Annotated in this window: 19 protein-coding genes; 4 read left to right on the top strand and 15 right to left on the bottom strand. The window is 45.4% G+C overall.

Going from position 1 to position 26,201, the window contains the following annotated elements; genetic code table 11:
• Positions 1-295 precede the first annotated feature (295 nt).
• From mazG to B5F71_RS11365, 4 genes are all read right to left on the bottom strand, one after another.
• Positions 296-1,081: a nucleoside triphosphate pyrophosphohydrolase gene (gene mazG / locus B5F71_RS11380; RefSeq protein ID WP_087210364.1), complete on the bottom strand. Its 786-nt coding sequence runs from the start codon at positions 1,079-1,081 to the stop codon at positions 296-298.
• Positions 1,082-1,280: 199 nt separating this feature from the next.
• Positions 1,281-3,083 carry a RagB/SusD family nutrient uptake outer membrane protein gene (locus B5F71_RS11375; protein WP_087210361.1) on the bottom strand — a complete coding sequence of 601 codons (1,803 nt, stop codon included), beginning with the start codon at positions 3,081-3,083 and terminating at the stop codon, positions 1,281-1,283.
• Between the two features lie 33 nt (positions 3,084-3,116).
• Positions 3,117-6,380 (bottom strand): TonB-dependent receptor, encoded by a 3,264-nt coding sequence (locus tag B5F71_RS11370; RefSeq protein ID WP_087210358.1) that lies wholly within the window; start codon positions 6,378-6,380, stop codon positions 3,117-3,119.
• Positions 6,381-6,434: 54 nt separating this feature from the next.
• Positions 6,435-7,868: a calcineurin-like phosphoesterase family protein gene (locus tag B5F71_RS11365; RefSeq protein WP_087210355.1), complete on the bottom strand. Its 1,434-nt coding sequence runs from the start codon at positions 7,866-7,868 to the stop codon at positions 6,435-6,437.
• Positions 7,869-8,192: 324 nt separating this feature from the next.
• On the opposite strand from B5F71_RS11365, the gene B5F71_RS20280 reads away from it, so the two are divergent.
• Positions 8,193-8,363 carry a hypothetical protein gene (locus B5F71_RS20280; RefSeq protein WP_158098080.1) on the top strand — a complete coding sequence of 57 codons (171 nt, stop codon included), beginning with the start codon at positions 8,193-8,195 and terminating at the stop codon, positions 8,361-8,363.
• A 26-nt stretch (positions 8,364-8,389) separates the two neighbouring features.
• On the opposite strand, the gene B5F71_RS11360 is transcribed toward B5F71_RS20280, so the two are convergent.
• From B5F71_RS11360 to B5F71_RS11305, 11 genes are all read right to left on the bottom strand, one after another.
• On the bottom strand, positions 8,390-9,757 hold the full coding sequence (locus tag B5F71_RS11360; protein ID WP_087210352.1) for a dipeptidase: 1,368 nt from the start codon (positions 9,755-9,757) through the stop codon (positions 8,390-8,392).
• Positions 9,758-9,841: 84 nt separating this feature from the next.
• Positions 9,842-10,918 carry a chorismate synthase gene (aroC, locus tag B5F71_RS11355; protein WP_087210349.1) on the bottom strand — a complete coding sequence of 359 codons (1,077 nt, stop codon included), beginning with the start codon at positions 10,916-10,918 and terminating at the stop codon, positions 9,842-9,844.
• A 78-nt stretch (positions 10,919-10,996) separates the two neighbouring features.
• Complete coding sequence (locus tag B5F71_RS11350) at positions 10,997-11,911, bottom strand: TPM domain-containing protein (RefSeq protein WP_022040342.1); 915 nt, start codon at positions 11,909-11,911, stop codon at positions 10,997-10,999.
• 9 nt (positions 11,912-11,920) lie between these two features.
• Positions 11,921-12,502 carry a LemA family protein gene (locus tag B5F71_RS11345; protein ID WP_087210346.1) on the bottom strand — a complete coding sequence of 194 codons (582 nt, stop codon included), beginning with the start codon at positions 12,500-12,502 and terminating at the stop codon, positions 11,921-11,923.
• A gap of 356 nt (positions 12,503-12,858) precedes the next feature.
• Positions 12,859-16,167: a hypothetical protein gene (locus tag B5F71_RS11340; RefSeq protein ID WP_158098079.1), complete on the bottom strand. Its 3,309-nt coding sequence runs from the start codon at positions 16,165-16,167 to the stop codon at positions 12,859-12,861.
• 8 nt (positions 16,168-16,175) lie between these two features.
• Positions 16,176-17,357 (bottom strand): FimB/Mfa2 family fimbrial subunit, encoded by a 1,182-nt coding sequence (locus B5F71_RS11335; RefSeq protein WP_087210340.1) that lies wholly within the window; start codon positions 17,355-17,357, stop codon positions 16,176-16,178.
• Positions 17,354-19,399, bottom strand: coding sequence for a hypothetical protein (locus tag B5F71_RS11330; RefSeq protein ID WP_143269883.1), 2,046 nt, complete (start codon positions 19,397-19,399; stop codon positions 17,354-17,356). The genes B5F71_RS11335 and B5F71_RS11330 overlap by 4 nt, the downstream gene beginning before the upstream one ends.
• A gap of 32 nt (positions 19,400-19,431) precedes the next feature.
• Entirely contained in the window at positions 19,432-20,454 is a 1,023-nt protein-coding gene (locus tag B5F71_RS11325) for a FimB/Mfa2 family fimbrial subunit (protein ID WP_087210334.1), read from the bottom strand.
• 222 nt (positions 20,455-20,676) lie between these two features.
• Entirely contained in the window at positions 20,677-22,248 is a 1,572-nt protein-coding gene (locus tag B5F71_RS11315; RefSeq protein WP_087210328.1) for an Mfa1 family fimbria major subunit, read from the bottom strand.
• Positions 22,249-22,266: 18 nt separating this feature from the next.
• Positions 22,267-23,712: a DUF3868 domain-containing protein gene (locus B5F71_RS11310; RefSeq protein WP_241148597.1), complete on the bottom strand. Its 1,446-nt coding sequence runs from the start codon at positions 23,710-23,712 to the stop codon at positions 22,267-22,269.
• A 13-nt stretch (positions 23,713-23,725) separates the two neighbouring features.
• Complete coding sequence (locus tag B5F71_RS11305; protein ID WP_087210325.1) at positions 23,726-24,301, bottom strand: DUF3575 domain-containing protein; 576 nt, start codon at positions 24,299-24,301, stop codon at positions 23,726-23,728.
• 177 nt (positions 24,302-24,478) lie between these two features.
• On the opposite strand from B5F71_RS11305, the gene B5F71_RS21030 reads away from it, so the two are divergent.
• The 3 genes from B5F71_RS21030 (at position 24,479) to B5F71_RS11290 (ending at position 26,050) form a co-directional block, all read left to right on the top strand.
• Positions 24,479-24,667, top strand: coding sequence for a hypothetical protein (locus B5F71_RS21030; protein WP_087210322.1), 189 nt, complete (start codon positions 24,479-24,481; stop codon positions 24,665-24,667).
• A gap of 86 nt (positions 24,668-24,753) precedes the next feature.
• A complete protein-coding gene (locus B5F71_RS11295) occupies positions 24,754-25,674 on the top strand; it encodes an Rpn family recombination-promoting nuclease/putative transposase (protein WP_087210319.1) in 921 nt (306 codons plus the stop codon).
• Positions 25,675-25,744: 70 nt separating this feature from the next.
• Positions 25,745-26,050 carry a hypothetical protein gene (locus B5F71_RS11290; RefSeq protein WP_087210317.1) on the top strand — a complete coding sequence of 102 codons (306 nt, stop codon included), beginning with the start codon at positions 25,745-25,747 and terminating at the stop codon, positions 26,048-26,050.
• The last annotated feature ends 151 nt before the right edge of the window (positions 26,051-26,201 follow it).

The following is a 26,201-nucleotide window of genomic DNA, read 5'->3' as shown; positions in this document are numbered from 1 at the left end:
TACGCATAAAGTCATAGGTTTTATTAAGTTATTTCTTTCATTTACAAATTTAATAATTCTCTTGGCTTTATGCTATTTTGCTAGCACATTACAAACATAGGAACTGAATGTCAACATTCTGCCCCTACATGGGTTATTTACGGAATTCATTAACCATCTTACCCCATAGTTGTAAGACAAACATCCGCATGTAATGCGACAAGTTGAACTTGTTCGAATCCAGCATAACTTCCTTGCAAAATGCAGTAGTACTGACTTTGCCAATGAAGTATAAAAAGCAAATCTACAACATCACCTAAAGCCCTTGCCTTTTCGCCTCTTCCCAGATAGCGTCCATCTCTTCCAATGACATATCCGTCAGTTTCCGTCCGGCTTTCAGCGTATGTTCTTCCAGATAGTTGAACCGGCGGATAAACTTCTGATTTGTCCGCTCCAAAGCATTATCGGGATTGATTTTATACAGACGTGCGGCATTGATAAGGCTGAACATCACGTCGCCGAACTCGGCTTCCGCCTTCTCCTTATCCATCGTGGCTACTTCCGATTCGAACTCGCTGATTTCTTCCTTCACCTTGTCCCATACCTGCGTACGGTCTTCCCAATCAAATCCCACGTTACGCGCCTTGTCCTGAATGCGGTATGCTTTTATCAGTGAGGGCAATGCCTCGGGCACTCCGCTCAACACAGACTTGTTCCCGTCTTTTTCCTTCAGCTTGATTTGCTCCCAGTTCTCGGAAACCTGCTCTGCCGTGTCCGCCTTCACTTCGCCGAATACGTGTGGATGGCGGAATATCAGCTTGTCGCACAGGCGGTCGCACACGTCCTTGATGTCGAAATCGCCCGTCTCGCTTCCTATCTTGGCATAGAACACCACGTGAAGCAACACGTCGCCCAATTCCTTGCAAATGTTTTTCTTGTCGTCCTTCATCAGAGCGTCGCACAACTCATACACTTCTTCTATCGTGTTGGGACGCAAACTCTCGTTGGTCTGTTTCCGGTCCCACGGGCACTTTACCCGCAACTCGTCGAGCACATCGAGCAACCGCCCGAAAGCTTCTATCTTTTCTTCTCTTGTATGCATATACCTATCATTTTATCGTTTGCAAAAGTAAGGAAAAGCTTCGGAAAAACCTATTGCGGATTTAAAAAAGTCAGAGGGAATTAGGGGGAGTTAAGGAGTTAGAAGGAGTTAAGGAGTTAAGCCAATACTTTTACTGATGTTTCCACCAACAAAGCTATTGACTTAACTCCTTAACTTCTTAACTCCCGATTGGCATGAATCAGAAAGACAATCCGTCGTTCCAACCCGGGTTCTGAGTCAGATTCGGATTCAGCGACCGTTCGTTGATAGGTATCGGATACAGGTAATCACGCTCTTCATTGAAAGCCGTGCGTACAATATCGTGATGATAATCGACATACCCATGATCGCCTTCCGACAGAATAATGTCCGACCCAATCTGATATACCTGCGCATCGGGCACTTCGGGTTCGGTATCGCCTTCATCATACAAAACCACGTCAATCTGACCGTCGCCGCTCAAGTCGTATTCACCTGCGCCGGGGAAATACATGCCCATAATAGACTGGTTGATGCAAGTGCCCGCTTTCCAGCGCACCAAGTCATCGAAACGGAAACCTTCCTGAGTCAATTCAATGGCACGCTCGCGACGGATTTCCAAGATAACCCCTTGATTGCTTCCGGTCACATTGGTATAGCCATAATCGGCAGACGACAGGTAACTATCGGGATTTGCGTTAGCCTGAGCCATATCCAAATGCGGCATACCTACGCGGTCACGGATTTCATTCACCGACTTATCCAAGTCTTCTTGCGTCAATGTTTCCAGTTCTGCCTTAGCCTCAGCAAAATTCAGCATGACTTCAGCCAGACGGAATACAGGAAGGTCGCAGGTAGAACGGTCGTTACGGTCTACCTGACCGCCCGAAGCTGTCGGGTCTTGCACATATTTTATCGGCTGGTATCCTGTTACACTAACCGATAAATCGGGAGCCAGGATGTCTGTCTGCCCGATACGGTGATAGCCCGGAGTACGGATGCTTTGTGCCAGACGCGGGTCGCGGTCTTTCACTTCTTCGGTAAACGGCATGGTTTCCCATCCTTCACGGTCGGTAAAACGTGTTCCGTCTTTCATCAGATACGTATTGACAAGCTTACGGGTCAAGCCCGGACGTCCTTGGGTAGGCACCAACGTATGTGCCGTCGCATTGTGGTAAACGCTCATGCCGTAATCGAACTTGATGGCAAGGATGTATTCATCGGGATTGGCATCTTCTTCGGCAAAAAGCATCAGATAGTCTTCTTCCGGATTATCGGTCGAATACAAATGATATTCACCGCTATTAATCAATTCTTCCGCCGCATCCGCCGCCTGTTGCAGATAATACGCATAATCATGACCTTCCAAAGTCAGGTTATGATATTTCCGGTATGTACCTTCGTACAGACAGAAGCGAGACTTCAACGCCAGTGCCGCCCAACGGTTTACACGGAAAGGACTGCTGGTCTCTTCTTCCTTGGTGGGCAGGTTCTCGATAGCATAGTCGATGTCGGCAAGCATATTGGTCATCACCAGTTCACGCGAATCACGTGCCTTATACAGGTCAGGGTCATCCGAAAACAATTCCTTGTCATACCAAGGCACATCACCGAAACGCTTTACCTTATCATAATAGAAGTAGGCACGGAAGAAACGTGCCACCGCCGTATATTTCACAGCTGCCTCCGCATCTTCACATTTATCTACATTGCCCAGCAGCGTATTGACACTACGCAACGCCGTCCAGCTCCATCCTCCTCCGCTGGCAGGAACGATGCGGTTTTCTCCGCCCAGCATCTCGTCGGAAAGTTCTTGCTGTACATACACATCGCTCTGCTCGTCATACGGTGATTTATTCAGGATACTATTATAAAAACCGTTGCTGAAAAGCTGCAGGTCGGTCTCGGTTCTGAAATAATTTTCTTCCGTTATATCACTCAAAGGGCTTTTATCTATCCAGTCGTCACACGAGGAAAGTCCAGCAAACAATGCAAGGGCTATAAATATATTTCTATTTTTCATAATCGTTTTTTCTCTTCTGTTTAAAAATTCATGTTAGAAAGTGACATCAATACCGAACAGGAATGACTTCTGCCACGGATAGAATGCATTGTTGTAAGCTCCGCTCCGGTCGATAGCACCTTCAGGGTCGACATACTTCGAATGTTTCTTCAACGGAGACCAATAGCAGAGGTTTTCACCCGTAAAATATACGCGTACCGACTCAATGCCGGCTTTCTGCGTCCACTGTTGCGGCAAGGTATAACCTACGGTCAGATTCTTGAAACGCATGTAACGTATATTCTGCAAATAACGGTCGTTTACATTGCTCAGCACACCGCTTGATGCCGAATAAGCCATTGCACGCGGGAAATAAGCATCTGTATTATCTGTGGACCATACGTCTTTCAAGAAATCTTTCTGCAAGAAAGACAGGTACGGATAAGAGTAAGCTCCCCAGAAAGGCATGGATTCTCCGTCGGGATACCAATAATGATTGCCTGTCCCCTGGAAGAACGCCGATACATCAATGCCGTTCCAACGCACGCTTGCCGTAATACCGTAAGAAAGCGAAGGCAACGAATTACCGAGTATCTTACGGTCGCCCGGAGCATTCACATTATTGCTTCCGATATTTACCTTATTGTCACCATTCAAATCGACAAACTTCACGTCGCCTGCCTGCCAGCCTCCGGTTTGTCCATTCAATACATAAGTCAAGTCTACTTGGTCGGCGTATGCCTGTGCTTCTTCATCGGTTTGGAAAAGCCCGTCGGTCACGAATCCCCAGATTTCACCGATTTCCATACCTTCATAAAAGTCTCGGGCAAAAGTCTTGTCCTGATTATCATATTTCGTAACAATGCTCTTGTAGTCGCTCAGGTTAACCCCGATGCTGTACTCAAACGGTTTGCCTCCCAGCGTCAACTGGTCATGCCAGTTCAAGGTGATTTCGTATCCTTTCGTACGCAAGTCGGCAGCATTCATCTCCGGCATACTCGCTCCATAGACAGAAGGCAGTTCCACACCGTCGGTCAACATATCGCGGGTATCACGTATATAACCGTCTACCGTCAAGTTCAAGCGGTTGCCCAGCATCGTCAAGTCGAAACCGAAGTCCCATTGCTGGGCGGTTTCCCATGTCATGTCCGAAGCAATCGGAGCACCCAACGTAGAATATTTGGGCAATACGCTTCCTTCACCAAACGTATAATTCAGATTGGCGATAGATACCAGACGCGCGAAGGTGTAATAAGAAGACACATTCTGATTGCCCAGGCTACCGAAAGAAGCCCTGATTTTCAAGTTGTCAACCAAACGGCGTGCAGGCAGGAAGAAAGGCTCTTCCGAAATGCGCCATCCTACAGAAGCCGAAGGAAAGAATCCCCAGCGGTTGCCTTTCGCAAAACGGGAAGTACCATCGTACCGCCCGCTCACTTCGAACAGGTAACGGCTCTTGTAATCGTAGTTGATACGGCCGAAGATACCTAACAAAGCATACTCGTTCTGTCCGCCGCCTACACCGGTAATGGTAGCACCCTCGGCATTCTGACCTACCAAGTCCAAATCGTCCAGGTCGGCAGATACCAGGTTTTCACCGTATGCCGAAATGTTTTTGCTCTTCCATGCTTCGTAGTTCATACCGGCTACTACGGTCAAATGATGCGCATCGTTGAACGTATCGGTATAATTACCGAAGATGTTCGTCGAATAATAATTGCTCGTATTCACCGATTCATCCAAACGGTTGGCACCGGCACCGGTAGCATACGAAAGCAGTTCGCCATCGGGATATTCACGGTAATACATCGGATTGGAACGGCTTGTATTGCGTGTCTGATACAAACGGTATGTGAAATCGCCCGTAAAGCTCAGTTCCTTTATCGGAGAATAAACCAAACGGGTTGTATTCGAAAAGTCTGTACCACGCTCTACATTGCGGTGTGAATCTTCGCCCAACAGAATATGACGGCCATTTGCCACCTTATAATTCAGATAAGGTGTACTATACAACCACGAACCATCGGGATTCTTCTGCGGGAAACAAGCCAAAGCGTGGCGGGCGCTGTATGCCAACGTATTTTCTACACTGCCATCGCCCAAGTAGCTGTATTGCGAACTGTAGAACGACGTATTGTTCGACATCGTAAACCACTTATTAATCCGGAAGTCAATCTTCGAGCGCAAGTTGTATTTCCGGTACACATCCGGGTTTTCACGCAAGATACCGGTCTGCTTGTCGAATGAGCCAGACAAATAATACTTGATATCGTCTTTTCCGCCGCTGACAGAAAGGTTGTGCTGCTGCATCGGACGATTATCGCGGTACAATTCGTGCCACCAGTCGTGGTTTCCATAATATACCCACTGGCGACGTCCGTTACGTACGTCTTCTACCACCCACGGGCGGTCGGGGTTCTCGGTCTTGTCGTTCACACGGTTCAGCAACTCCTGCATGTCCTGGTCTGTATAATCGACATACAATGTACCCGAATTGGCTTGCCAGAACTTGTTGATAGTATATACCGACCAATAACCGGTCGTTTCGTAGTCGGTAGAAGTGGTAGGTGCCTGCCAGCCGAAACGGCCGCTATAATGCACCGTAGCTTTCCCGTCTTTAGCAGCTCCGGACTTGGTAGTCACCAAAATCACACCAAAGGCTGCACGTGCACCGTAAATAGCGGCAGCCGATGCGTCTTTAATTACGGAGATTGATTCTACATCGTTGGGATTGATGCGGTCTATCTCGCCTACCGCACCGTCTATCAATACCAGCGGTTCGGCATCGTTGATAGAAGTCACACCACGCACATTGATAGTAGCCGAGCTTCCCGGTACACCCGAAGAAGTGGTTACGTTCAAACCAGCCACCGTACCTTGCAGCATATTGCTGAGCGAAGTCGTCACGCGGTGTTCCAGTTCATCTCCGTTCACCGTAGATACAGCTCCCGTAAGATTTACTTTCTTCTGCTTGCCATATCCCACAACCACGGTCTCATTCAACAAAACCGCATCCTCACTCAGATGCACCGTAACACTTTTCTGATTGGGTGCCACCGTCACTTTTTGTGCGGCAAAACCTACATACGATACATTCAAAGTGACCTTTCCTTGTGGCACCTGAATCGAAAATGTACCATCCACATCGGTTATCGCTCCGATAGTAGAACTTTCAACCGCAACCGTCACCCCAATAAGAGGTTCATCGTTTGCATCCAACACTTTTCCCGATATGGTCCGGTTCTGTGCAGAAAGTGTCACATTGCTTCCCGCCAAGACCAATATCAGGAACAAAACTACAGATTGTAATGTTCTCATTATTTATTGGTTAAGAATGTATATTTACACGAAAAATAACAGCCTTCAAGGATGTCACAGGCTGATAGTCTGTGTATAGACTTCGCCGAAACGGTTGGTAAACTCTATTTTGATTTGTCTGGCACCATCGGAAGGCATGGCACGGAACAAGTGAGCCGTAGGTTCAGCCTGGCTGCGGTCTTTCAGTTGCGAAGCACGCTCTTCATCCGAACCGATAAACTGTTCCATATCACCCATCGGCTTGCCATCCTGATACCATACCACACGGCAAGCACTGTCCCAGTCCCAGACATTGGCTACCACAAAACTGCTTTGAGCCGTAAACTCTCCTTTATTATATATACGGAACTGATAAGCGAAATCGCGGCGCGTTGCCTTGTAATGCCATTTCACATTATCGCCATCTACATCTACTACCATATAGCCATTGGGCGCACCACACTGGTTTACCCAGCCAGCCCACCAGCCGCCACAGGCTGCGCCGATATTGTGCTCGTAAAGCGTAGGCGTCACTTCGTTGTTTTGGAAAAAATGCGTATGACCGGAGAACACATGCACCTTATAATCTTTCAGCACCTCTTTCAGAGCGTCTGCGTTACGGACATTTCCGCCCGGCGACACTTTATTCCATACCGGCGCATGCATATTCAGAATAACCAGACTTCCTTTCGGCACATAACTTAAATCCTTCTTCAGCCATTCCAACTGCTGCCCTGTAAGGCTTTCTACATAATTCTTCCCACCCACATAGTTGATGTCTTTCATCGTTACAATGTGCGCCTTACCGATATTAAACGAATAATCGGTGGGACCGAAATAGCTTCCGTATATCCTTTCACCGTATACCGGAGTGCCCATCGCCATATTGTGAAGGTCTTGGTATTGCTTATCGAAATCGTGGTTTCCGATGCATTGGAAGAAAACAGCACCGGTATTTTTTACCGACTCTTGATATTCATCGAACAATGGCATGTTGTCCCACACCAAATCACCCAAGGTCATGGCAACCACTTCACGCGTCTGCTTTAAAGAATCGATAACTTCTTTCAAATCGGGTACCGTTTCCTGACACCAGCGCTTCAGTTGTTTTTCATTTTTCACCTGAGGATCCGATATGGCTATATAATGGAAACGTCCGTCTGCTTGCTTCCGCTTCTCCAATACGAAATCATACTTTCCGCCTGCTTGAGCCAAGTCACGTACCGCAATATAATGTCCTGTAGCCAACCCGTCCTGCTGTGGCAAAACATACGCAGCCGGAGTAGATATTGCTACAAATTTACTGATTGCCGTATCCGAATTCAATGCCCATGCTCCCAGCTTGTCTGTCTTGGTAAAATGCACACCGTCATTTACCACCACACCAGGTATTCCCTTACCGCTTTGGTCTGTCACCTTCCCATTGAAACGCAACATTGCTTCCTGAGCACCTGAAGCCAGGCACATACCACAAAAGAAAGCACTAATAATTAAAGATTTACCATCCATCTTTACTTTTGATTTTATAAATTTAATCTAGTTTTGTTTACGAAAGCAAAAGTAAACCTGTGGCATTTCAAATCAGTTACACCTTAATGACATTACTATGTGAGAACAAAGACAAAACCAATACAAACAAAAAATGCATACCTGAACCCATGACAAGGATTCAAGTATGCATTTTGATGAACATAAGTGAGTGAACCGTTTCACATAAGTAAATCGGGCGTTTCACATAAGTAAATCAGGCCGATCACTTATGTTCGTTCGAGGGAGCTTTTTAACCATCAAGCCCAAAAAACTTTTTAGAAGCTGTTTTGAATTTATCGTGCGATGATTTGGGATGAGTTTTTGAGGCATTTTCGCTTCTGTGATGAGGAAGATAGCGGGCTATCTGACGAAGAACAGGAGCGAAAAGGACCAAAAAATCGCCCAAAGCACACACGAAAACAGAGACATCAAGCCAAGAAAAACTTTTTGGAGAAATTCAAAACAGCTTCTTAGAGAAACTCAAAACAGTATCCTGGTAGTCAGATGTTCTGGAGATGCAGTTCCAAGTGAAATCCTACTACAGCTTCAATACCCCGGCGGAAGATGTCAAGCCGGAAGTTTTCGTTGGGCGAATGGATGGCATCGCTTTCCAGCCCGAATCCCATCAAGATGGTTTTGATACCCAATATCCGTTCGAAATCACTGATAATGGGAATACTCCCTCCACGTCGTACCGCCAGCGGCTTTTTACCGAATGCCTGGGTAAATCCTTTTTCGGCAGCCTGATAAGCTGGATGCGAGATAGGGCATACATAACCCTCGCCACCATGCATCGGAGTGACTTTGACCTGTACGTAGTCGGGGGCGATGGCATGGATGTAGTCGGTAAATAGACGTGAGATGGTTTCATGGTTCTGGTGAGGGACAAGCCGGCACGACACTTTAGCGTATGCTTTTGATGGAAGAACTGTTTTCGAACCTTCGCCGGTATAACCTCCCCAAATGCCACAGATGTCGAACGAAGGGCGGCAACTGTTCCGCTCAAGGGTGGAATAACCTTTCTCACCTTTCAGTGCACGTACACCGATGGCTGCCTTGTAGGCTTCTTCATCAAAAGGAATGCTGGCTATCATTTGACGCTCGGCTTCCGGAACAGGCTCTACATCATCATAGAAATGCGGGATGGCAATGTGTCCGTCATCATCGGTTATCTGTGAAAGAAGATTGCATAGCACATTGATGGGGTTTGCCACCGCTCCGCCGAAATGTCCCGAATGCAGGTCGCGGTTAGGACCAGTCACTTCGATTTCCCAATAAGCAAGTCCCCGAAGACCGGTTGTGAGCGAAGGAGTGTCTGCACCCAGCATACTGGTATCCGACACCAGGGTAACATCGGCACGAAGCAATTCGCGGTGTTCGTTGAGGAAAGCATTCAGGCTGGGCGAGCCAATTTCTTCTTCGCCTTCGAAGATAAATTTCACATTGTGACGAAGTAACCCTTCGCGTACGAGGTACTCGAAAGCCTTTACTTGAATCATTGCCTGTCCTTTGTCGTCATCGGCACCACGTGCCCAAATACGTCCTTCGCGTATCTCTGGTTCAAACGGTTGGCTTTGCCATAGCTCGAGCGGTTCGGCAGGCATTACGTCATAATGTGCATAAACAAGCACTGTAGGAGCCTGAGGGTCAATGCATTTTTCGGCATATACCAACGGGTTGCCTTCCGAAGGCATAATCATTGCCTTATCGGCTCCTGCTTCAAGGAGGAGCTGGCGCCAGCGTTCGGCACAGGCAAGCATGTCTTTTTTGTGTTCCGGCAGGGCACTGATGCTGGGGATGCGTATCAGGCTGAACAGTTCATCGAGGAACCGTTTTTCGTTTTCTTGAATGTATTGTTTGATTTCCATGGTTGTGCGTATTTTCATCACAGATGGCACAGTTGAAAATAACATCAAGCCTATTTGATTTCGGTGCCGTCTGTGGAGGTTTTATCATAATCGGGTAGTTTTGTTCAGTAAGTAGTAATCAAGCAGGGTCATTGCCGCCATCGCTTCTACTATGGGAACGGCACGGGGCAAGACGCAAGGGTCGTGACGCCCACGGGCTTTCAGTATGGTTTCATTTCCGTTCTTGTCTACTGTAGGTTGTTCCATCAGAACAGTGGCTACAGGTTTGAATGCAACGCGGAAATAAATATCTTCACCGTTGCTGATACCTCCCTGGATGCCCCCCGAGCGGTTGGTACGCAGGGCAATGTGTCCGTCTTGGTTGTAAAACAGGTCATTTTGCTGGCTGCCTTTCCATTCCATATTGCTGAATCCTTGTCCGTATTCGAAACCTTTGGCAGCATTGATACTTAACATTGCACTGCCAAGGGCTGCATGGAGTTTCCCGAATACAGGTTCACCCAATCCGGCAGGACATCCCTGGATAACACAGGTCACCACGCCTCCCAGTGTATCACCTTCTCCTTTCGTACGGAAAATAAGTTCTTCCATCTGTTGTGCCAGCTTGGGGTCGGGACACCGTACAGGATTACTTTCAGTGAGGTTCAGGTCGTAGTGCGTATAGTCTTCATTCAGTTTCAATGTACCTACCTGTGAGGTGAATGCCGTGATGCGTATGCCTATTTCCTTAAGGGCTAGCTTAGCAAGTGCTCCCGCTACCACCCGTGCTATGGTTTCACGTGCCGAAGAACGTCCTCCGCCACGGTGGTCACGCACACCGTACTTCTGGAAATAGGTAAAGTCGGCATGCGAAGGACGGAACACGTCCTTCATATTGTCGTAATCAGAAGAATGCTGGTTGGTGTTCCACACGACAAATCCGATGGGGCACCCGGTAGATACACCTTCGTAAATACCAGAAAGGAACTCTACGGCATCGGGTTCTTTACGACCGGTGGTAATGGTTGATTGTCCCGGTCGGCGTCGGTTTAATTCTTGTTGCACAAAGTTTTCGTCAATAGCAATACCGGCGGGAAATCCGTCAATGACACCACCGATGGCTTTGCCGTGCGATTCGCCAAAGCTGGTCAGTCTGAATATGTTTCCAAAAATGTTGCTCATAAGTAGATAAGTTTATCGTTCGTTAGAGGCTGCTTCTGTGAACTCTTGTGTCTCTTTTCTGTTCTTAGGTTTTTCATGTCAGAATTTACTTCCGGCTCCTCCACCTCCGAAATCTCCACCTCCAAAGCTTCCGCCGCCGAAGCTTCCGCCGCTATGTCCACCTCCACCGAAGAACGGACCACCCAGGAAAGGCCAGCCATTTCCTCCACGATGATGGAAATCATCGTCATCACGTATACGACGCTGTTTACGCACTACGTTTCCACAATGTCTGCATACGTAAGTCACTTCGTCGGTGTGATAGCCTGCTGTCCGCGAAAGGGTCTGCACAGAGACTTGCCGGAGGGCGTGTTTATGACATTTCGGACAGCGTTTGCGCTGGCGTGCATTCAGCCATAAGAACAAAGGTACTAAGATAAAACAGCAAAAGAAAATGCTGAACAAAAGAAAAGTATCATCGTCTTCTGGAGCTTGAAGCGGTTCGCCTGTCCCGTTCAGCTGGGCGCGTATGGCATGGATGCCTGCCAGCATACCTGCATCCCAGTTGCCATCCTTGAAGTAGGGATTCATGTAACGCACCTGTATTTGCTTACATGTGGCGTCAGGCAGGTCGCCTTCGATTCCGTATCCTGTGGCAAACTGTATGCATCGTTCGCCTGTAACGAGCAGGACGACCAACCCGTTGTCTGTCTCTTTTTGTCCTATTCCGTTTTCCCGTCCCAGCCGGTACGCAAAGTCAAAGCAGTCTCCTCCTTCTATTTGCCCTACAGCTACCACAAGGGTTTGTATTCCTGTTTCATGCTCAAGAGCATAAAGAGTAGAGTCGATGGCACTTACTACAGCAGGGCTTAAGATACCATCGGGGTTGCTCACGTAGCGGCGTGCGTCTTTCAGATGCACCAAAGGGATGTCTTCTACTTTGTAGATGCGGCTTTGCGCTTCTGCCAAGGCAAAAGACAGAAACAGGAAACCGAGCAGAAACAGTTTTTTCATACGCAGAAATTAAAACTTTACTTCGGGCGCTTTCTCACTCCCTTCTTCTGCTTCAAAATAAGGACGTTTCTCGAATCCGAACATGCTGGCAAAGATGTTCTTGGGAAACCGGCGTATGGTAGTATTGAATTTGCGGGCTGTTTCATTGAATTTACGCCGCTCTACACTGATGCGGTTCTCTGTACCTTCTAATTGAGCCTGAAGGGTCTGGAAGTTTTCGTTCGCCTTCAGTTCGGGATAATTTTCAGTTACGGCAAGCAGGCGTCCCAGTGCACTTCCTATCTCGCCTTGAGCACGTTGGTAGGCAGCCAGCTTTTCAGGGGTCAGGTCATCGATGTCAACCGACATTTGGGTAGCCTTGGCACGTGCCGATACTACGGCATCAAACGTTTCTTTTTCATGTGCGGCATATCCTTTGACGGTGCTTACAAGGTTAGGAATCAGGTCAGAGCGCCGCTGGTATTGATTTTCCACGTTGCTCCATGCTGTCCCGACTTCCTCTTCCTGTGCCACCATCGAGTTGTATGATGAAACACTGTATCCTATCAGTACGACAAGAATCACGATTACGATAATCCACGTTTTTTTCATAAGATGCATTTTTTGTTTTTTGATTCATATTTTCGGCAAACATACGAAAAATTTCAATAATTGCCAATGAATCGCTGATAATTGTCATGTACATCGTGGCTAACTATGACTATTCATCAAGGCATTGGTTTCAGCTACCAAGCCCGCAAGATGGATAACGGCTTCTTCTGATTCTCTTTTTGTCTTTCGCTTCGTATGAGACATAAAAGGCAGAGCCGGCGCGCATCCCTGCGAACCGGCTCTTGGATTACTAATTTAAGTAAAATGTGCAGGGACGCTTCCCCGCGATAGAGATTTATCTTTAGTTTCTTCAGTTGACAAGGTTTCAGGTGACGAGTGGACAAGGATTGGTTAGCTTATTCAACGTCACGGACGCAACGGACTCTAAATGTATGGTTGTCTCCAAGACCTTGCCATGATTCTCCTCCCCAACATTGAATTTGGCCTTGATTCATTCTAAAACCATAGCGGACATTTTGGTTACTGAATTGTGTACAACAGGCATCACCGTCCGTTACCAATAAATCTTGCAATTCTTCTCCTGCTGCATGCATGGCAGAAAACTCCACCAAATTGGGGACACGCCATGTAGCACCACCATCACCGGTTTCATGATAATTAGCACAAGGATTCCCGCTATCATAACCATCAGCACGAATAATCTGTCCCATAGAAAAAGTGCCTCCTACATAATCCTTTGCAACCACTATCTTTTGATAGAAAGAGTTAGCCCGATCATCTTCGTCATGAGGTTCCAATCTTCCCCCAACACGTTCACGGTATAAAGACTCTACCAATCTTCCACTAAAAGTAAAGGTGTATGAATCTTCATCATAATCATAAGTTGGGGCTGAACTTACCTCTTCGATAGTGGATATGTCTATGCTGCCACTATTTCCTGGAAGCAATCGAATACAACGGATGGATTTAGCTTTACTCTCTCCTCCTGCCCAACTGTTGCTTGCACTACTATATGAACCTTTTTCCACAGCCCAATAAACTCTTGCATCATCTTCACTGCTTGTATAGTAGAGTGACCCATTCTGTATATACAAATCATTTGGTCCGAAAGGATAACCAGATTTTGTCATCGCAGCTTTATCGCTCGTATAAAGCTGAGCCGCATTAGAAATGGCACCAGCACCGATACCCATACGAATATACTCATTTAGCGAAGGCAAAAACCAACGCACTTCGTCATCGTCTATTCTTTGATTGCCATTCAAGTCTCGATTACGGGACAGACAGGCTATGTATGCTGCTTGTTTTTCGTACGCTTCATTACTCAATACATGGGTACTACGATCCGAGGTTACAGTATTCGTCCAACCATTGTATTGGTAATCTATATAAGTATTCCAAGCATAATAATTCTCTCCATACGTAGTAGATGGTTCTGCATGTATCAAATTCAATTGATTTTTTCGTCCGTCTGTGCGATTCAACTCTGCAGTATTCTTATAATTGCCAAATGTATATAACGGCGTTTCGTTATAGGTCTCTATACCGAATCCATTGATGCTGAAATTACGGGAACTATAAAATGTTTGCATTGAGAGTTGGGAAATATAAGAATGCAAAGTACTATACGAACTATTGCCGTCTTCAGATATATCCGTACTCATGGCAATAATCATTTCACGGGGCATTTTATTGGTGAATACACTCCACGAAGTGACCTTGTCACCAGTCAAAGGATGTTTGTAATAATAATATTCGTTGACAAAAGCCGTAAATCGGGCAACATATTCATTATTATTTTGGGTAATAATTATATCTCCTTCCCTCCACGAATCATCTGAAGACGGAGCAGTAGGCGTTCTATCATATAGTCCGTTATTATATATTTGTTTTACAGCTTTTCCCATTTCCACAATAATGTCATACACGTCCATCAAACGTTTATTATTTCCTTGTGCTTTTCCTCCATAAGCATCCGGATTAGCAAATCCTGTCAAATCTTCTCTACTCCAATCTGATACACCTGGATAAGCCGCAATATCGGTACCTTTTTGTGGCCAAAACTCAATCCATTTATAATCAAATCCTGCAGTTGGCGTTGTTCCGTTTTTTTGCCCATTTAATACCCCAGCTTTTGCTTGAGCAGCATCCTGACCAGCATTTATGGCATCCATATAAATCTTATAAGGTCTTAAAGTTCCTCGCTTGTTGCGAACGGTATAAGGTTTATCTTCTGCCGTCTCTGTATAATCCATAGCTTCGGACTGGATAACCAATATCAATGCATTGGCAATGGCATCGTCCAACAAGATACCATTGCTAAGATTCAAATTTTTAGCTATTTCGGTCAAATTGTACTCCAAAAATACTTGCTCGTAATGTGCATCCAGCTGATAAGCGTACTTCGATTGCGAGTAGTCGTAAATAGAGCCTTCCGAACCTTGTTGGTATTCTTTATCAGTTTTCTTTTGTGCTTCTACTACAATGCGGTCTACATCCATCACCTTTACAGTATATGTATAACTGCTGTTTCGTTCCACCGAAAAATTACCTATTTTCCCAGTTGTACTAAAATCTCCTAAGTGAATAGTATAATCCACATTGCCTGTATAGTGTGAAGTACCATCAGAATTAGTTTCCTCATAAGTGCCGCTGATGACAACAAAAGTACTGGTTTGCGGTGCAAACGTCCATTGTTTTTCGTCAGGAAGAGCACCCGGATCTCCAGTCCACATATCCCGGTTATGATAATTATCTATTTTAATTGTGTTTCCTTCATCATCTTTAGCTTCATATACAATATCATAAATATTTTCCGGCATATAAAAATCAAACGAATAGTTTTTATCTTCAACACTTCGTACATTAGCTTGCGCAAAATAGGTAAACTTAAAAACCTTATTTTCTTCACCATCTTCAGAAGCTGGTACCGACTTCTTTTCTGTATTGGTCAAGTAACTTTTCACGGGTACATTATATACCCGATAGCTTATAGGAATAAATGTACCTTTTGCACCATCCACCTTTTCCGGAATTTTGAATGTAATATGTGCCATTGAGCGGTCCAAACAGAGAACTACATTTTTTCCGTTTGCATTGGTGCCATAGTCTTGCACTTGTCCCTCCGTATTAATAACCACTCCACTATTCCAGCCTGACATCAGCATTTGCGAAGCAGAACTGATAGAAATAGGTTGCATATTTGCATTTGAATAAAGACTTTCCCTTAAACCTATGACTTGTGACTTTAGTTCTTCGAAAGTTAATTTCCCATCGCTTGCCTGAGAAGCAATGTTTTGCAGGCTTTCCCAATAACCTCCGGCATCTCCCATCGTATTGTTATTGGCTACGGCAAGCAAATTCTTTGTCCCCGATGTGGTTTGGAATTTGGCAGTATAATATACTCCGTCATTCTCTGTTTTATTGAGAGTGATTTGGAGAGAATTGTCAGCTGTTCTCACCAGTTGTTGAAAGGTTTCACCGGAATAGACAAAAATAGCCATTCTTGTCAACTCTGAAAGCGAATTATCCGCACGGGTTACAACAATATCCGCTTCCGGTATGGCGGCAAAACTCAATGATACGTTTACCGATACACCTTCCACTACGTAGCCGGAAGTGCGAAACGTATCGTCTTGACAAGCGGTTAACATTGTAGCCAATACACAAATGACCAACCACCGAATATTATCTATCTTTTCCATCCTTTTCATCAATTGTTTCCTCCAAATATTACATCCATGTTTCCTTTTTCGTTCCAAGCGTTTACTTCTATTTCCATACTTTCCGGTCCAATCAACTTCGTCGTAATATCATAAATATGGTTCCGACGGATACGGTAATAGCTGTTACGCAAGTCGGTTATCTCATCTGCTGTAAACGAAACTTTATCGTTGTTTTTGTCTATCTGCTGGTTTATGGGGACTTTATATTCAGTCGTTACTCCGTCAATGGTTGCTGTCAGCACAATGCAGGTTTGCTTATCCTCAACTATCAGGTCATCTTTCGCATAAATATCTTCATCAACAAACGTTCCATCAGCCTTTAATAAAGGAACATCATCATCACGCCCAAACCAGTCATTGGGATAAGAATAGAATACAGCCTTATTACGATATTTCAAGACATTACCCCATGATAGTGTTTCAGAATTTTGTACACGACGAGACGATGCCTCTCCTTCGCAATAATTTTCACCTGTTTCTAATACAGAAGTTCCATCAAGCACATAATTGCATAAACGGAATGTACATCCTTCGATAATAGATTCTTCCCCATTTTCATTTTCTTTCACTACTGATAAGCGTATCTTTACGGCTGCTCTGGAAAGAGTGAAGCGTAAAGCTATCTCTTTACCTCCTTCCCTTGTAGGTTCCGCCGTACCATCCATGGCGAAAGATGTCTGCGGCTGATTGAAAACCAGGTCAGGAGTCAGCTTTTCCTTTAAATCATCAAAGGTAAAATCCGTTTCATTTATATTTATATCCTTGAGGGACGAACAATTGGCTACCATATAATATGAATAGTTGTCCCAATTTTCTTCAACCTCTTCATAGGTAAGTTCTGTCAGCGTTCCATTCTTTTTAAAATTCGTATAAGAATCCTCTTGTTGTGCATCTGTCACATCTATATTTTCTTCCACGATATGATGCACGCATTTGTTATTCTCATCGAAGACGAATAAATCTATGCGATCTATTTCATTTTCATTCCATTCATAATTCCAGCCATCTTCCGTTGCACGAGACATGGAAACGCCTGCTATCTTATATGCAATACGCAACTGTCCGCCACCATCCGGTACGGGTTGCGGTGCGGTTTCATCCGAGCAAGCGATGCAGCCAAAACTGATTGCCGCAAGGAGCATAAGTATATGTATAGCTTTTGTTTTCATTTCCAAGATTCATTTACTTGCCACCAATATTTTTCAGTTTGACCTGCATTTTCTTGATGTTGATTTAGTTCAGGGCTTGCCAAGTCATCATAACCCCACATATATTGAGCCGGTACATGCCTGATCCAAATGCGTTCGTCCGTTCCAGCAAACCTACGGTTATCTTTATACCTCGTATCTGTCTTATTAGATGCATCCAAATACTCATACGGAGGATTGATTTTCAACTCATATTCCGCTCCGTCTGCCAATGTCACGGTAATATAGAAATCCGTAGAAATAAGAGATAAATCTTTTTTTTCATCCATATCTTCCCCCCATTCGGTGAAATAAGAAAAAACATTCTTTAACGAACTATTATCTCCATTGTCATATGTAGCCCAAAAGGCATCCCGTTTGTCACTATCCCACCATGAATCTTTCTCATCACTAATATCATCCACGTGGCTTTTAGTATCTCCATCCTCCACATATAAATAATCCTCATCTAAATACCACAGATATTCACCTGTTACACTTCCTGATGCATCTACAGCTATACCTTCTGCATCTTCAGACACTCCTGTCCACGAATGCCTTACATTTATCTGAATGATATAGGGCTTGGCACGTGCAATGCCATGCGAAACCATATTTACCTTTCCACCATTGTCATTGCCATATTCTGCAGAATGATTGAAGTCAGACACGGTACTCGTAGAGAAATAAAAGTCTTCCTCATTCGTAAGATGAGCTTTCCATGTAGCTCCCTCCGGTCCAGTCAACAAGAAGAAATAACGTGCACCTGCCGAACCTGTTTTCAAGATTCGATGCTCATCATCCACATAAGTCGGTTTGGTAAGAATGCAATACCTTGCATCGTCATCTCCTTTATCTGGATTTTCATAGAGATAAGAAAGAAGTTGATAAGTAGTGTTTCTATCATCTTCATTATAAGAATTCCTTGGCAATAATATATAGTAATCACCTTTTGCGATTGCAGTTTCTTCCCATTTACCTGTTAAACCTGCAAATGGATTGCTATTAGTAGATATAGGCTGCGGCGCATACCCAATCTCCGAAGTAACCAGTTCCCACGGCATAGCCCTGTATTGTATAACCAGCTTCCCGTCATTCACTCCTGTAATGGTATAGCGGTAGATGTGGTTGCGGACTATATCGTAGGGGGCACCTGTCGGTGTTCCGTTTTCGTAGTCTTTAAACTCTAATTCGTATGTTTCGCTGTTGACTGTTACTTGTATCTTGGCTGCACTTGTTTCTGTATTCTTGTATTCGGGCAGGTAGATGTAATACTTGCCGTCTTGCCCTTTCTTTATAGGAGGATTCTCAAATGTTGTGAACGGATGAAAAGAAGCGGGATCAGTTCCTTCCATATCCAACTGTTCTGTTTCTGATACCGAGTCGTATCCTTTAGGCAAACAATAACCTTGCGTATTGCTTTTATCGACTGCTATATTATCTATAGTATAGCCGTCTGCATTCATAATGATTTCCACCTTTGCCATGGAACGGAGTAGCTTGATTTCTCCTATTTGTTCGCTTACTCCCGGGGTAAGATTAAATTGCGCGGTTGTTACACCCCACATTGGGATGTAATCTATCTTATCTATATCTGTATGGCTATAGGAGAGCGTGCTGATGTCTACAGATTCATCAATAAGGGGACAATTGGCGAAAACCATCACTTTGTAGTTTGTGTTTGCTTGCCACGTTGCTTTGCTCAATGTACCACTATATTTGTTTTCCATTAACGGAACTAAGTCGTCCACTTTCCCGACATATTTATTAGTAGTTGCTTCATAAATCCGTATCTGTAAGTCATCAATGGTATTTTCCCACTTATCACCAGCGTCCGGATTATCATAGTTTTCCCATGTCGCACGGCTTCTCGCCTCTTCACCATTAATTGATAAGGTGAGAGTGACGTATACCTTGCCTTCTTCCCCTTCCGCCACGGCAACCTCATCATTGCGGGAGCAGGAGGCGAGCAGGAGCAGGGAGAGCAACGCTGCGAATGCAATATGTAAGGAAGTAGTTTTCAATTTTCTAACTATTAACTATTAATTATTAACTGTCAAAGCTCTGTTTCGCTCAGCACTACGCGCCAGGAGTTGATGATGATGCTGGAGCTTATCCAGTGGTTGTTCTCATCGAGGAAGAACGTCAGGTTGTACTCGTCTTGGCGGTCGAGGTATTCCTGGTCGCTTAGGTCTTGGTTGTAATAGCCTTTTATCAGCAGGGCGTAGTCTATCAGGGGGATAGAGAGCACTGTCTCACCTTGGCTGTTGCTTACACTCAGGATGGTACGCGTGTCTTTGTCCTTTACCAGCCTGCCTACGGTCAGTTCTGCCAATGCCGTGGATATGGCAGTTGTAGCACGGCTGCCGTCGGGATTCATGTCGGCTGTACCCGAGGTGGTGTAATAAGGCTGATAGTGGAGCAGCTCATCGTCAAGCAACGTGTTGTCGTGAGCCATCAGACCATTTTCGTCTGTAATCTGAAAGCTGAACTGATTGACATCTATCGGCTCGCCTGAAAGATGCTGCAAGACGATGCGCACCGTCTTGGTATCTTTGGTGAGGGGTATGTCGATGTCGTGTGTGCCCGGCTCGTCGGACAGGGTGCAATCGGGTACGAAAGCATGGAATACCGGTGCTATCTCTTCTACGGTAGCTTGACGGTTTTCGTCGTATTCCCGGTTGATGGTGCAGGTCAGTTCTTCTACTGTCGATACGCCGGGAGTAAGGGTTGGCACGTCGTGCGACTGCAGTTCGTTTTCCACTCCGCACCAAGCGACGAATTGATAGGTTCCGGCAGGCAATTCGAACGGCAGGGCGTAGCCTTCTTGCTGCAAGGCTTCGCCGCTGTCGGTGAATTGCCGTACAAACTTACCGCTTTCATCGAAGGCATAAAGCGTGACCGACTCCACTTCGTGTGCAAAAGCGTCGGAGTAGTGCAGGTGCATGTCGTAGCGGAAGCGTGCGCGGTAGTTTACCGAGCAGTCGCCTTCGTAGTCCATGATGCTGCACGATGCGGGCATTAGTCCGACCAATACGCCTATTGCCACTCGTTTCAATATTCCGGTAAGGGTTTGCATGATTGTTGTTTTTAGCCCCCACCAACCTCCCCCGTGGGGGAGGCTTAATGGGGATTGTTTATTTGTTATTTACTTCATTCTATACTACTTCTGTCACGCTTCTTTTGCTAAATTGTTTGTAGGGGCGTATCGCATACGCCCTAAAAGCGTCCGCATGGATAAGTTGGTGCATTCGGGCGTATACGATACGCCCCTACATGGCTATTGGGCATGCTGTACGAATTATTGACCCAATACAACATCCTGTTGAGAGACTACCGCCCAAGATAACACATTAATTTGAGCTGCAACGTATGAATTATCATCAACGACTTTTTCCGGAACTATGTTTATGGTGGGATCAAAAACGGGTGTTCCTAAACCTGTAATACCTTTTATATTAACTTTATAATAGTGATTCCGAACAACACCTTCCCTTGCATCTTCTGTTCCTATTTTATGTTCTATCGACGTGAAGTAGTAAGTCATACCATTATTCCAAATCAAAGCTTTATAACCTGCCAATATAGCATTTACTTCATTTGTCGTATATTCTTCTGTTCCGGTGTTATCTTTATAAAAAGTTGTACTGGAAGCACTTTCAGCTAATTTGGCAACTACTTCATAAGATTCCACATCTGTTTCATCAGCTGTACCTGTTCTAAAGTCTATTTGTTTAGGTGCCAATTCTGTATATCCTGTCCCATTATGATAATATACTTTTCCATTAGGGGTATTCTTTATTTGATTTGCAATAGTAGTTTTCAGCCCATCCAAAGTCATACGTACTCCTGCATATTCTGCAATAGTGATGGCATCTCCTTCATCGTCTACTAATTGCGCAGCTACCAATATCATAGTAGCATCGTTTGTAGCTTGTGTTCTTTCATGACAATATTGAGTTGTAAAAGTAGAAATATCTTCATAAGCCTTGTCATTGACTACTCCATCTGTTGTACAAGTTTTCGCCCAATAACTACGATGATTTCCGGCATCACTCCAATTTGCAAAAGGTTCTGTAGTAGTCCAACTATCATCTAAATTTTTAACTAAATATGATTTGGCGCTTCGATTGGCAAGCGTCCATCCTTTTATTTTTACATATACATCTTCATTATTAAAATCTATTTCTGTATCTTCACTTGCTGTCTCACCGGTTATAGCTGCATTAGTTTTAGTTACATCAACTTTAGCTAATACACGTTCCACATAAACTGCTACAGGATTGTCTTCTGCTGCGTCTTTAGAAGTATACACTTTTCCTGTTATATCTGTAGCGTCAACTTTTACATTTGATCCGTCAAGATAAACAGAATTAGACATTACAAACTGTTTGTCACCGGTTGTGCTTTCATAGCTATTCGAATAGTCTCTTAACTGAGCTAAAGTTAGCCTTGTGCTTGGTGCCAAACTTTGTGGATTAAGAACAGCTACCATTTTTGTCGGTGCTCCACTTTTAGCATCAAGAACCAACATTGTGAATTGATTTTCAACATTATCTCCATCTGTATCCGGTTTTGGATCTGTTAAAATAATGTCTGATGGTAGGTCTATACAATTTAAATTTCCATTTACATCTACAGCATTCCCCTCATCATCAAAAAAATAAAAACGTGCACTACCTACTGTACTTTCATTCCCTTCACCCTCATCAAAAGTTGCTCTTGATGTTACATTAGGCGCAATCAAATTTACTGCCATATACGCCTCTTCACCGCTACTTCCAGTCTGTACATTCTCTTGTACATCTTCATTCGAACACGCCGTCATCAGCGCACATGCCAATGTTCCTACTAAAAATCTACTAAATTTCATATTCTCTATCTTTTAATGTTAATAATCTTCTTGCATTTGTTTCAATTCATCGAGTGCCGCACCGGCTTCGGTGATGCCAGCCGATTGCGCCTGTTTCAGCAAAGTTTCGGCTTCGGCATAATTCTTTTCCAGCAGCGCGCAGATGCCACGGGCGTAGACTGCCTGCGGCGTATCGCCTGCTTTGGCGAGAAAACGGCGTGCGGCAGGGAGGTCTTTGCGATGCAATGCCGTGTTGGCTGCATTGAGGTTTGCCACCGGGTCATCGGGATACAGACGGACGGCTATGTCGAATACTTCATCAAACTCCTTGCTGCCCGGCTCGCACTCTTGCGCTACAAGGAACAGTTCTTGCAGGCTGAGCTTCTGGGGTTGGGTGCGCATGATGCGGCGTATCTCTTCGGTGTCGGTGAACGAACGTATGGTATACTCGATGCGGTAATCGCTATGACGCAGGGCTGGGTAACAATCGCGCAACAAGATGCGATAGTCAGCAGGATAAGCCGACTTGATGCGGCGTTCTTTCCGGTCGGGTTCTTCCTCGCTGTCGATGATGGCTAAGATTTCCTGCCTGTGTTCCAACGCCGACCCGTCTACATAGCGGCGCAAGCCTTCCCAGTCTTCCGGTTCGGAAGCGGTGCGGATAAACCCTGCGCCGAAATGGTACAATCCCGAAACATATTCTTGCAATGCTTCGGTACGTCCGGCTGCCAAGCGGGCGTTTCCGGCATACGAGCCTTCGGGCGAGGCGTATCCCTTGATGGCAAGCGAAGTAACGGTGATGTCCTTGTCGGCTTGCACCGAGTCGATGGTCGCTGTTATCTTGTCCAGTTCACGCTGGTTGTTGCGGTATTCGGGACGGATTTCCGTGCGGCTCACCGGGAAATCGATGTATGCCGTACCTGCCAAGGCACGTGTCTTGGTGCGCTCCACTTCGGGCTGCACATAGACCATAAGCGGGATAAATTCGGGACGTTTGCCACGGTATTCGCCTAGCGTCTGGCTTTGTTCGGCAAGCACTTTGCCGCAGCACCCGTAGTCCTGCCTGAACAGGGTCAGGCTGGCTCCGTCCATCCATTCCTCGTAAGGGAGGATGACTTGGTATGCCAGCGTGTCGGGCTTGTCTTTTTCCTTGAAAGAGAGTTCGTCCGCTCCACCCAGCATACGCCCTTTGCCCTGACGGGCATAGTGGAAATAGCGGTTGCGGCTATAGATGCCTATGGGGCGCAATGCCTTGTTGGTGTCGCCTTTTTCCAAGAGTGGGGTGATGAGCACGGCACGGTCGCCTTCCGCTTCCACTTCGCTTAGGCGGAGGGTCATGCCTACCGTGAGGTAACTGCCATCGCGTTTCAGCGACACACGATCTGCCTTTACGCTGTCCTGCATCGGGGCTTGCGCCTGTATCTGGAGAGCCAGAAGCAGTGCCGCAAAGGCTAACATCTTATAGGATTTCAGGAAACTGTTCATAGCAATTCAGGTTTTAGAATACGTAAATCAAGTTGACGGCTGCCTTTGTGGGTCCTACATAATGGTGGGTTTTGCCCGTCTCTTGCCGTTCGCCACAGCCTATACATTCGTAGCGGTCGAATTTGGTAAAGGCATATCCGATGCCTATCTCCAACTCCAGATTCCAGTGCATGCCGAGGATAAAGGAATAGCCATAGCCCACACCTGCGCCTGCAAACCAGCCTTGATACCGGTTATCCTCCAGCTTGGAAAGGTCGGAACCCAAGAGGTTGAATCCTCCCTTGATGCCGCCCATATTGTATTTGCCTCCATGCAGGTGGAATCCCAGAAAGTGTCCGGCGAATCGGTCGCAGAACCAATAGCGTGCTTCGGGCTGGAGAAACCAGTTTTTCCACCGCTTCCCTTCGGAGAAAGTCCAGTTATTATAGTTTGCCGTTACATCGACAGTCCATTTCGGCGCGACACCAAATTCCACACCGCCATTGATGTTGAGTGCAGCATCGTATAATAGATTGCTCTTCACAGCCACATCCTGCGCCGAAACCGAGAGTCCTATGCACGACAAAAGGACGAATAACAAACGCTTCATAGCATATCTCTTTTTATTTATACTCTATCAAAACGGGAAATCAGCCGGACTATAGTATATTAAGGTATATAGGCGGCTGTCTGTAAATCTGTATATATCTTTTATCGCGAGCAAAGATATACATATTATTTTACAACAGCAATAGGCTAATATATTTTTTTTCAAAAAAATAAAAGAATGAATGAAAAGGCTGATTATCCGCGAGCAGGCAAGTGGTTTTCTGCAAACAGTTACCTAAGTTTTATATTCCGGCTGGCGGAATGTATATTCCACGGGCTGGAATATACGTTCCACGGCGTGGAATGTACGTTCCAGCCCATGGAATATAAAACTTTTGTAACTGCCGCAGGGAAACAAATGCCATAAGCGGCGTAAATATATTTATCCGCTGCGTGTTTTATTAGGAATTAAGTGCTATCTTTGTCTGCAGGAAACAATAAAATCGGAAAACTATGTCGAAGTTCATCAATCCTTTTACCGATGTGGGGTTCAAGCGCATATTCGGTCAGGAAATCAACAAAGACCTGCTGATAGACTTCCTCAATGCCTTGCTGGAAGGCGAGCGGCAGGTGAAGGACATCCAATTCCTTGACAAGGAACTGCTGCCTGTCTATGAGAAAGACCGCGGCCTGATATACGATGTGTATTGTACGGACGAAAAAGGCGAGCAGTTTATCGTGGAGATGCAGAACAAGGAGCATGTCAATTTCCGGGAACGCACGCTTTACTATCTTTCGCAAGCCATTTCGCGACAAGGGGAACAGGGAGCGGAATGGAAGTTCAGCCTGAAAGCTGTTTACGGTGTGTTCTTCCTGAACTTCAGCCTGACGGACCTGCCGCACAAGCTTCGTACGGATATCGTGCTTGCCGACCGCGATACGCACGAATTGTTTACCGACAAGATGCGTTATATCTTCATCGAGTTACCCTCGTTTACGAAAGAGGAAGACGAATGCGAGAATGATTTCGAACGTTGGATTTATGTATTGAAGAATATGGAAAAGTTACAGAGATTGCCTTTTAAGGCACGTAAGGCTGTCTTCGAGAAACTGGAACAGATAGTGGACATTGCCGCCATGAGCAAGGAAGACCGCATGAAATACGACGAAAGTATCAAGGTCTACCGCGACCAGCTGGTTACGATGGAATATGAGCGGCAAAAGGGTAAGGCGGAAGGTTTTGCGGAAGGTAAGGCAGAAGGTGAAGCGACAGGCTTTGCGAAAGGCAAGGCGGAAGGTAAGGCGGAAGGCAGAGAAGAAGGTAAAGAAGCAGAACGCCTTAGAAACGCCCGTGGTATGAAAGCCGCAGGCATTGCTCCCGACTTGATAGCACAAATTACGGGGCTTCCCCTTGAAACGGTTGAGAGGCTGTAAGCAAATATCTCCTGCTACATCGTAAGATTAAGAAGCATAAAGAGAAAAATATATACATATTGATAAAGCAATGGATGTGCATGATATAGAAGCATGGCGGAAGTTATTAAAGGAGCGTGGAGCTGCTTTAGAAAAACTAAGACAAATACAAGAGACCATCGGTCTGAGTAAAGAAGACCGTATGAAATATGAAGCAAGCCTTAAAGTTTACCGCGACCAGTTGGTAACGATAGAATATGCACGGCAGCAAGGCTTTGCAGAAGGTGAAGCGGAAGAACGCCTTAAAAATGCCCGTGATATGAAAGCCGCAGGCATTGCTCCCGACTTGATAGCACAAATTACGGGGCTTCCCCTTGAAACGGTTGAGGGGCTGTAAGCAGATATTACACTGCCACATAATAAGATCAGAAAATATATTATATTGAGAAGCTGTTTTGAATTTCTCCAAAAAGTTTTTCTTGGCTTGATGTATCCGTTTTCGTGTGTGCTTTGGGCGATTTTTTGGTCCTTTTCGCTCCTGTTCTTCG

The organism is Bacteroides sp. An269, from assembly GCF_002159755.1.
GTDB classification, from domain to species: domain Bacteria; phylum Bacteroidota; class Bacteroidia; order Bacteroidales; family Bacteroidaceae; genus Phocaeicola; species Phocaeicola intestinalis.
This window is presented reverse-complemented; position numbering and strand designations above follow the sequence as displayed.

What these genes read in the sequence shown, in the direction of transcription:
- mazG (WP_087210364.1), bottom strand. Translation starts at nt 1,081, where the DNA reads ATGCATACAAGAGAAGAAAAGATAGAAGCTTTCGGGCGGTTGCTCGAT.
- B5F71_RS11375 (WP_087210361.1), bottom strand. Translation starts at nt 3,083, where the DNA reads ATGAAAAATAGAAATATATTTATAGCCCTTGCATTGTTTGCTGGACTT.
- B5F71_RS11370 (WP_087210358.1), bottom strand. Translation starts at nt 6,380, where the DNA reads ATGAGAACATTACAATCTGTAGTTTTGTTCCTGATATTGGTCTTGGCG.
- B5F71_RS11365 (WP_087210355.1), bottom strand. Translation starts at nt 7,868, where the DNA reads ATGGATGGTAAATCTTTAATTATTAGTGCTTTCTTTTGTGGTATGTGC.
- B5F71_RS20280 (WP_158098080.1), top strand. Translation starts at nt 8,193, where the DNA reads ATGATTTGGGATGAGTTTTTGAGGCATTTTCGCTTCTGTGATGAGGAA.
- B5F71_RS11360 (WP_087210352.1), bottom strand. Translation starts at nt 9,757, where the DNA reads ATGGAAATCAAACAATACATTCAAGAAAACGAAAAACGGTTCCTCGAT.
- aroC (WP_087210349.1), bottom strand. Translation starts at nt 10,918, where the DNA reads ATGAGCAACATTTTTGGAAACATATTCAGACTGACCAGCTTTGGCGAA.
- B5F71_RS11350 (WP_022040342.1), bottom strand. Translation starts at nt 11,911, where the DNA reads ATGAAAAAACTGTTTCTGCTCGGTTTCCTGTTTCTGTCTTTTGCCTTG.
- B5F71_RS11345 (WP_087210346.1), bottom strand. Translation starts at nt 12,502, where the DNA reads ATGAAAAAAACGTGGATTATCGTAATCGTGATTCTTGTCGTACTGATA.
- B5F71_RS11340 (WP_158098079.1), bottom strand. Translation starts at nt 16,167, where the DNA reads ATGGAAAAGATAGATAATATTCGGTGGTTGGTCATTTGTGTATTGGCT.
- B5F71_RS11335 (WP_087210340.1), bottom strand. Translation starts at nt 17,357, where the DNA reads ATGAAAACAAAAGCTATACATATACTTATGCTCCTTGCGGCAATCAGT.
- B5F71_RS11325 (WP_087210334.1), bottom strand. Translation starts at nt 20,454, where the DNA reads ATGCAAACCCTTACCGGAATATTGAAACGAGTGGCAATAGGCGTATTG.
- B5F71_RS11315 (WP_087210328.1), bottom strand. Translation starts at nt 22,248, where the DNA reads ATGAAATTTAGTAGATTTTTAGTAGGAACATTGGCATGTGCGCTGATG.
- B5F71_RS11310 (WP_241148597.1), bottom strand. Translation starts at nt 23,712, where the DNA reads ATGAACAGTTTCCTGAAATCCTATAAGATGTTAGCCTTTGCGGCACTG.
- B5F71_RS11305 (WP_087210325.1), bottom strand. Translation starts at nt 24,301, where the DNA reads ATGAAGCGTTTGTTATTCGTCCTTTTGTCGTGCATAGGACTCTCGGTT.
- B5F71_RS21030 (WP_087210322.1), top strand. Translation starts at nt 24,479, where the DNA reads ATGAATGAAAAGGCTGATTATCCGCGAGCAGGCAAGTGGTTTTCTGCA.
- B5F71_RS11295 (WP_087210319.1), top strand. Translation starts at nt 24,754, where the DNA reads ATGTCGAAGTTCATCAATCCTTTTACCGATGTGGGGTTCAAGCGCATA.
- B5F71_RS11290 (WP_087210317.1), top strand. Translation starts at nt 25,745, where the DNA reads ATGGATGTGCATGATATAGAAGCATGGCGGAAGTTATTAAAGGAGCGT.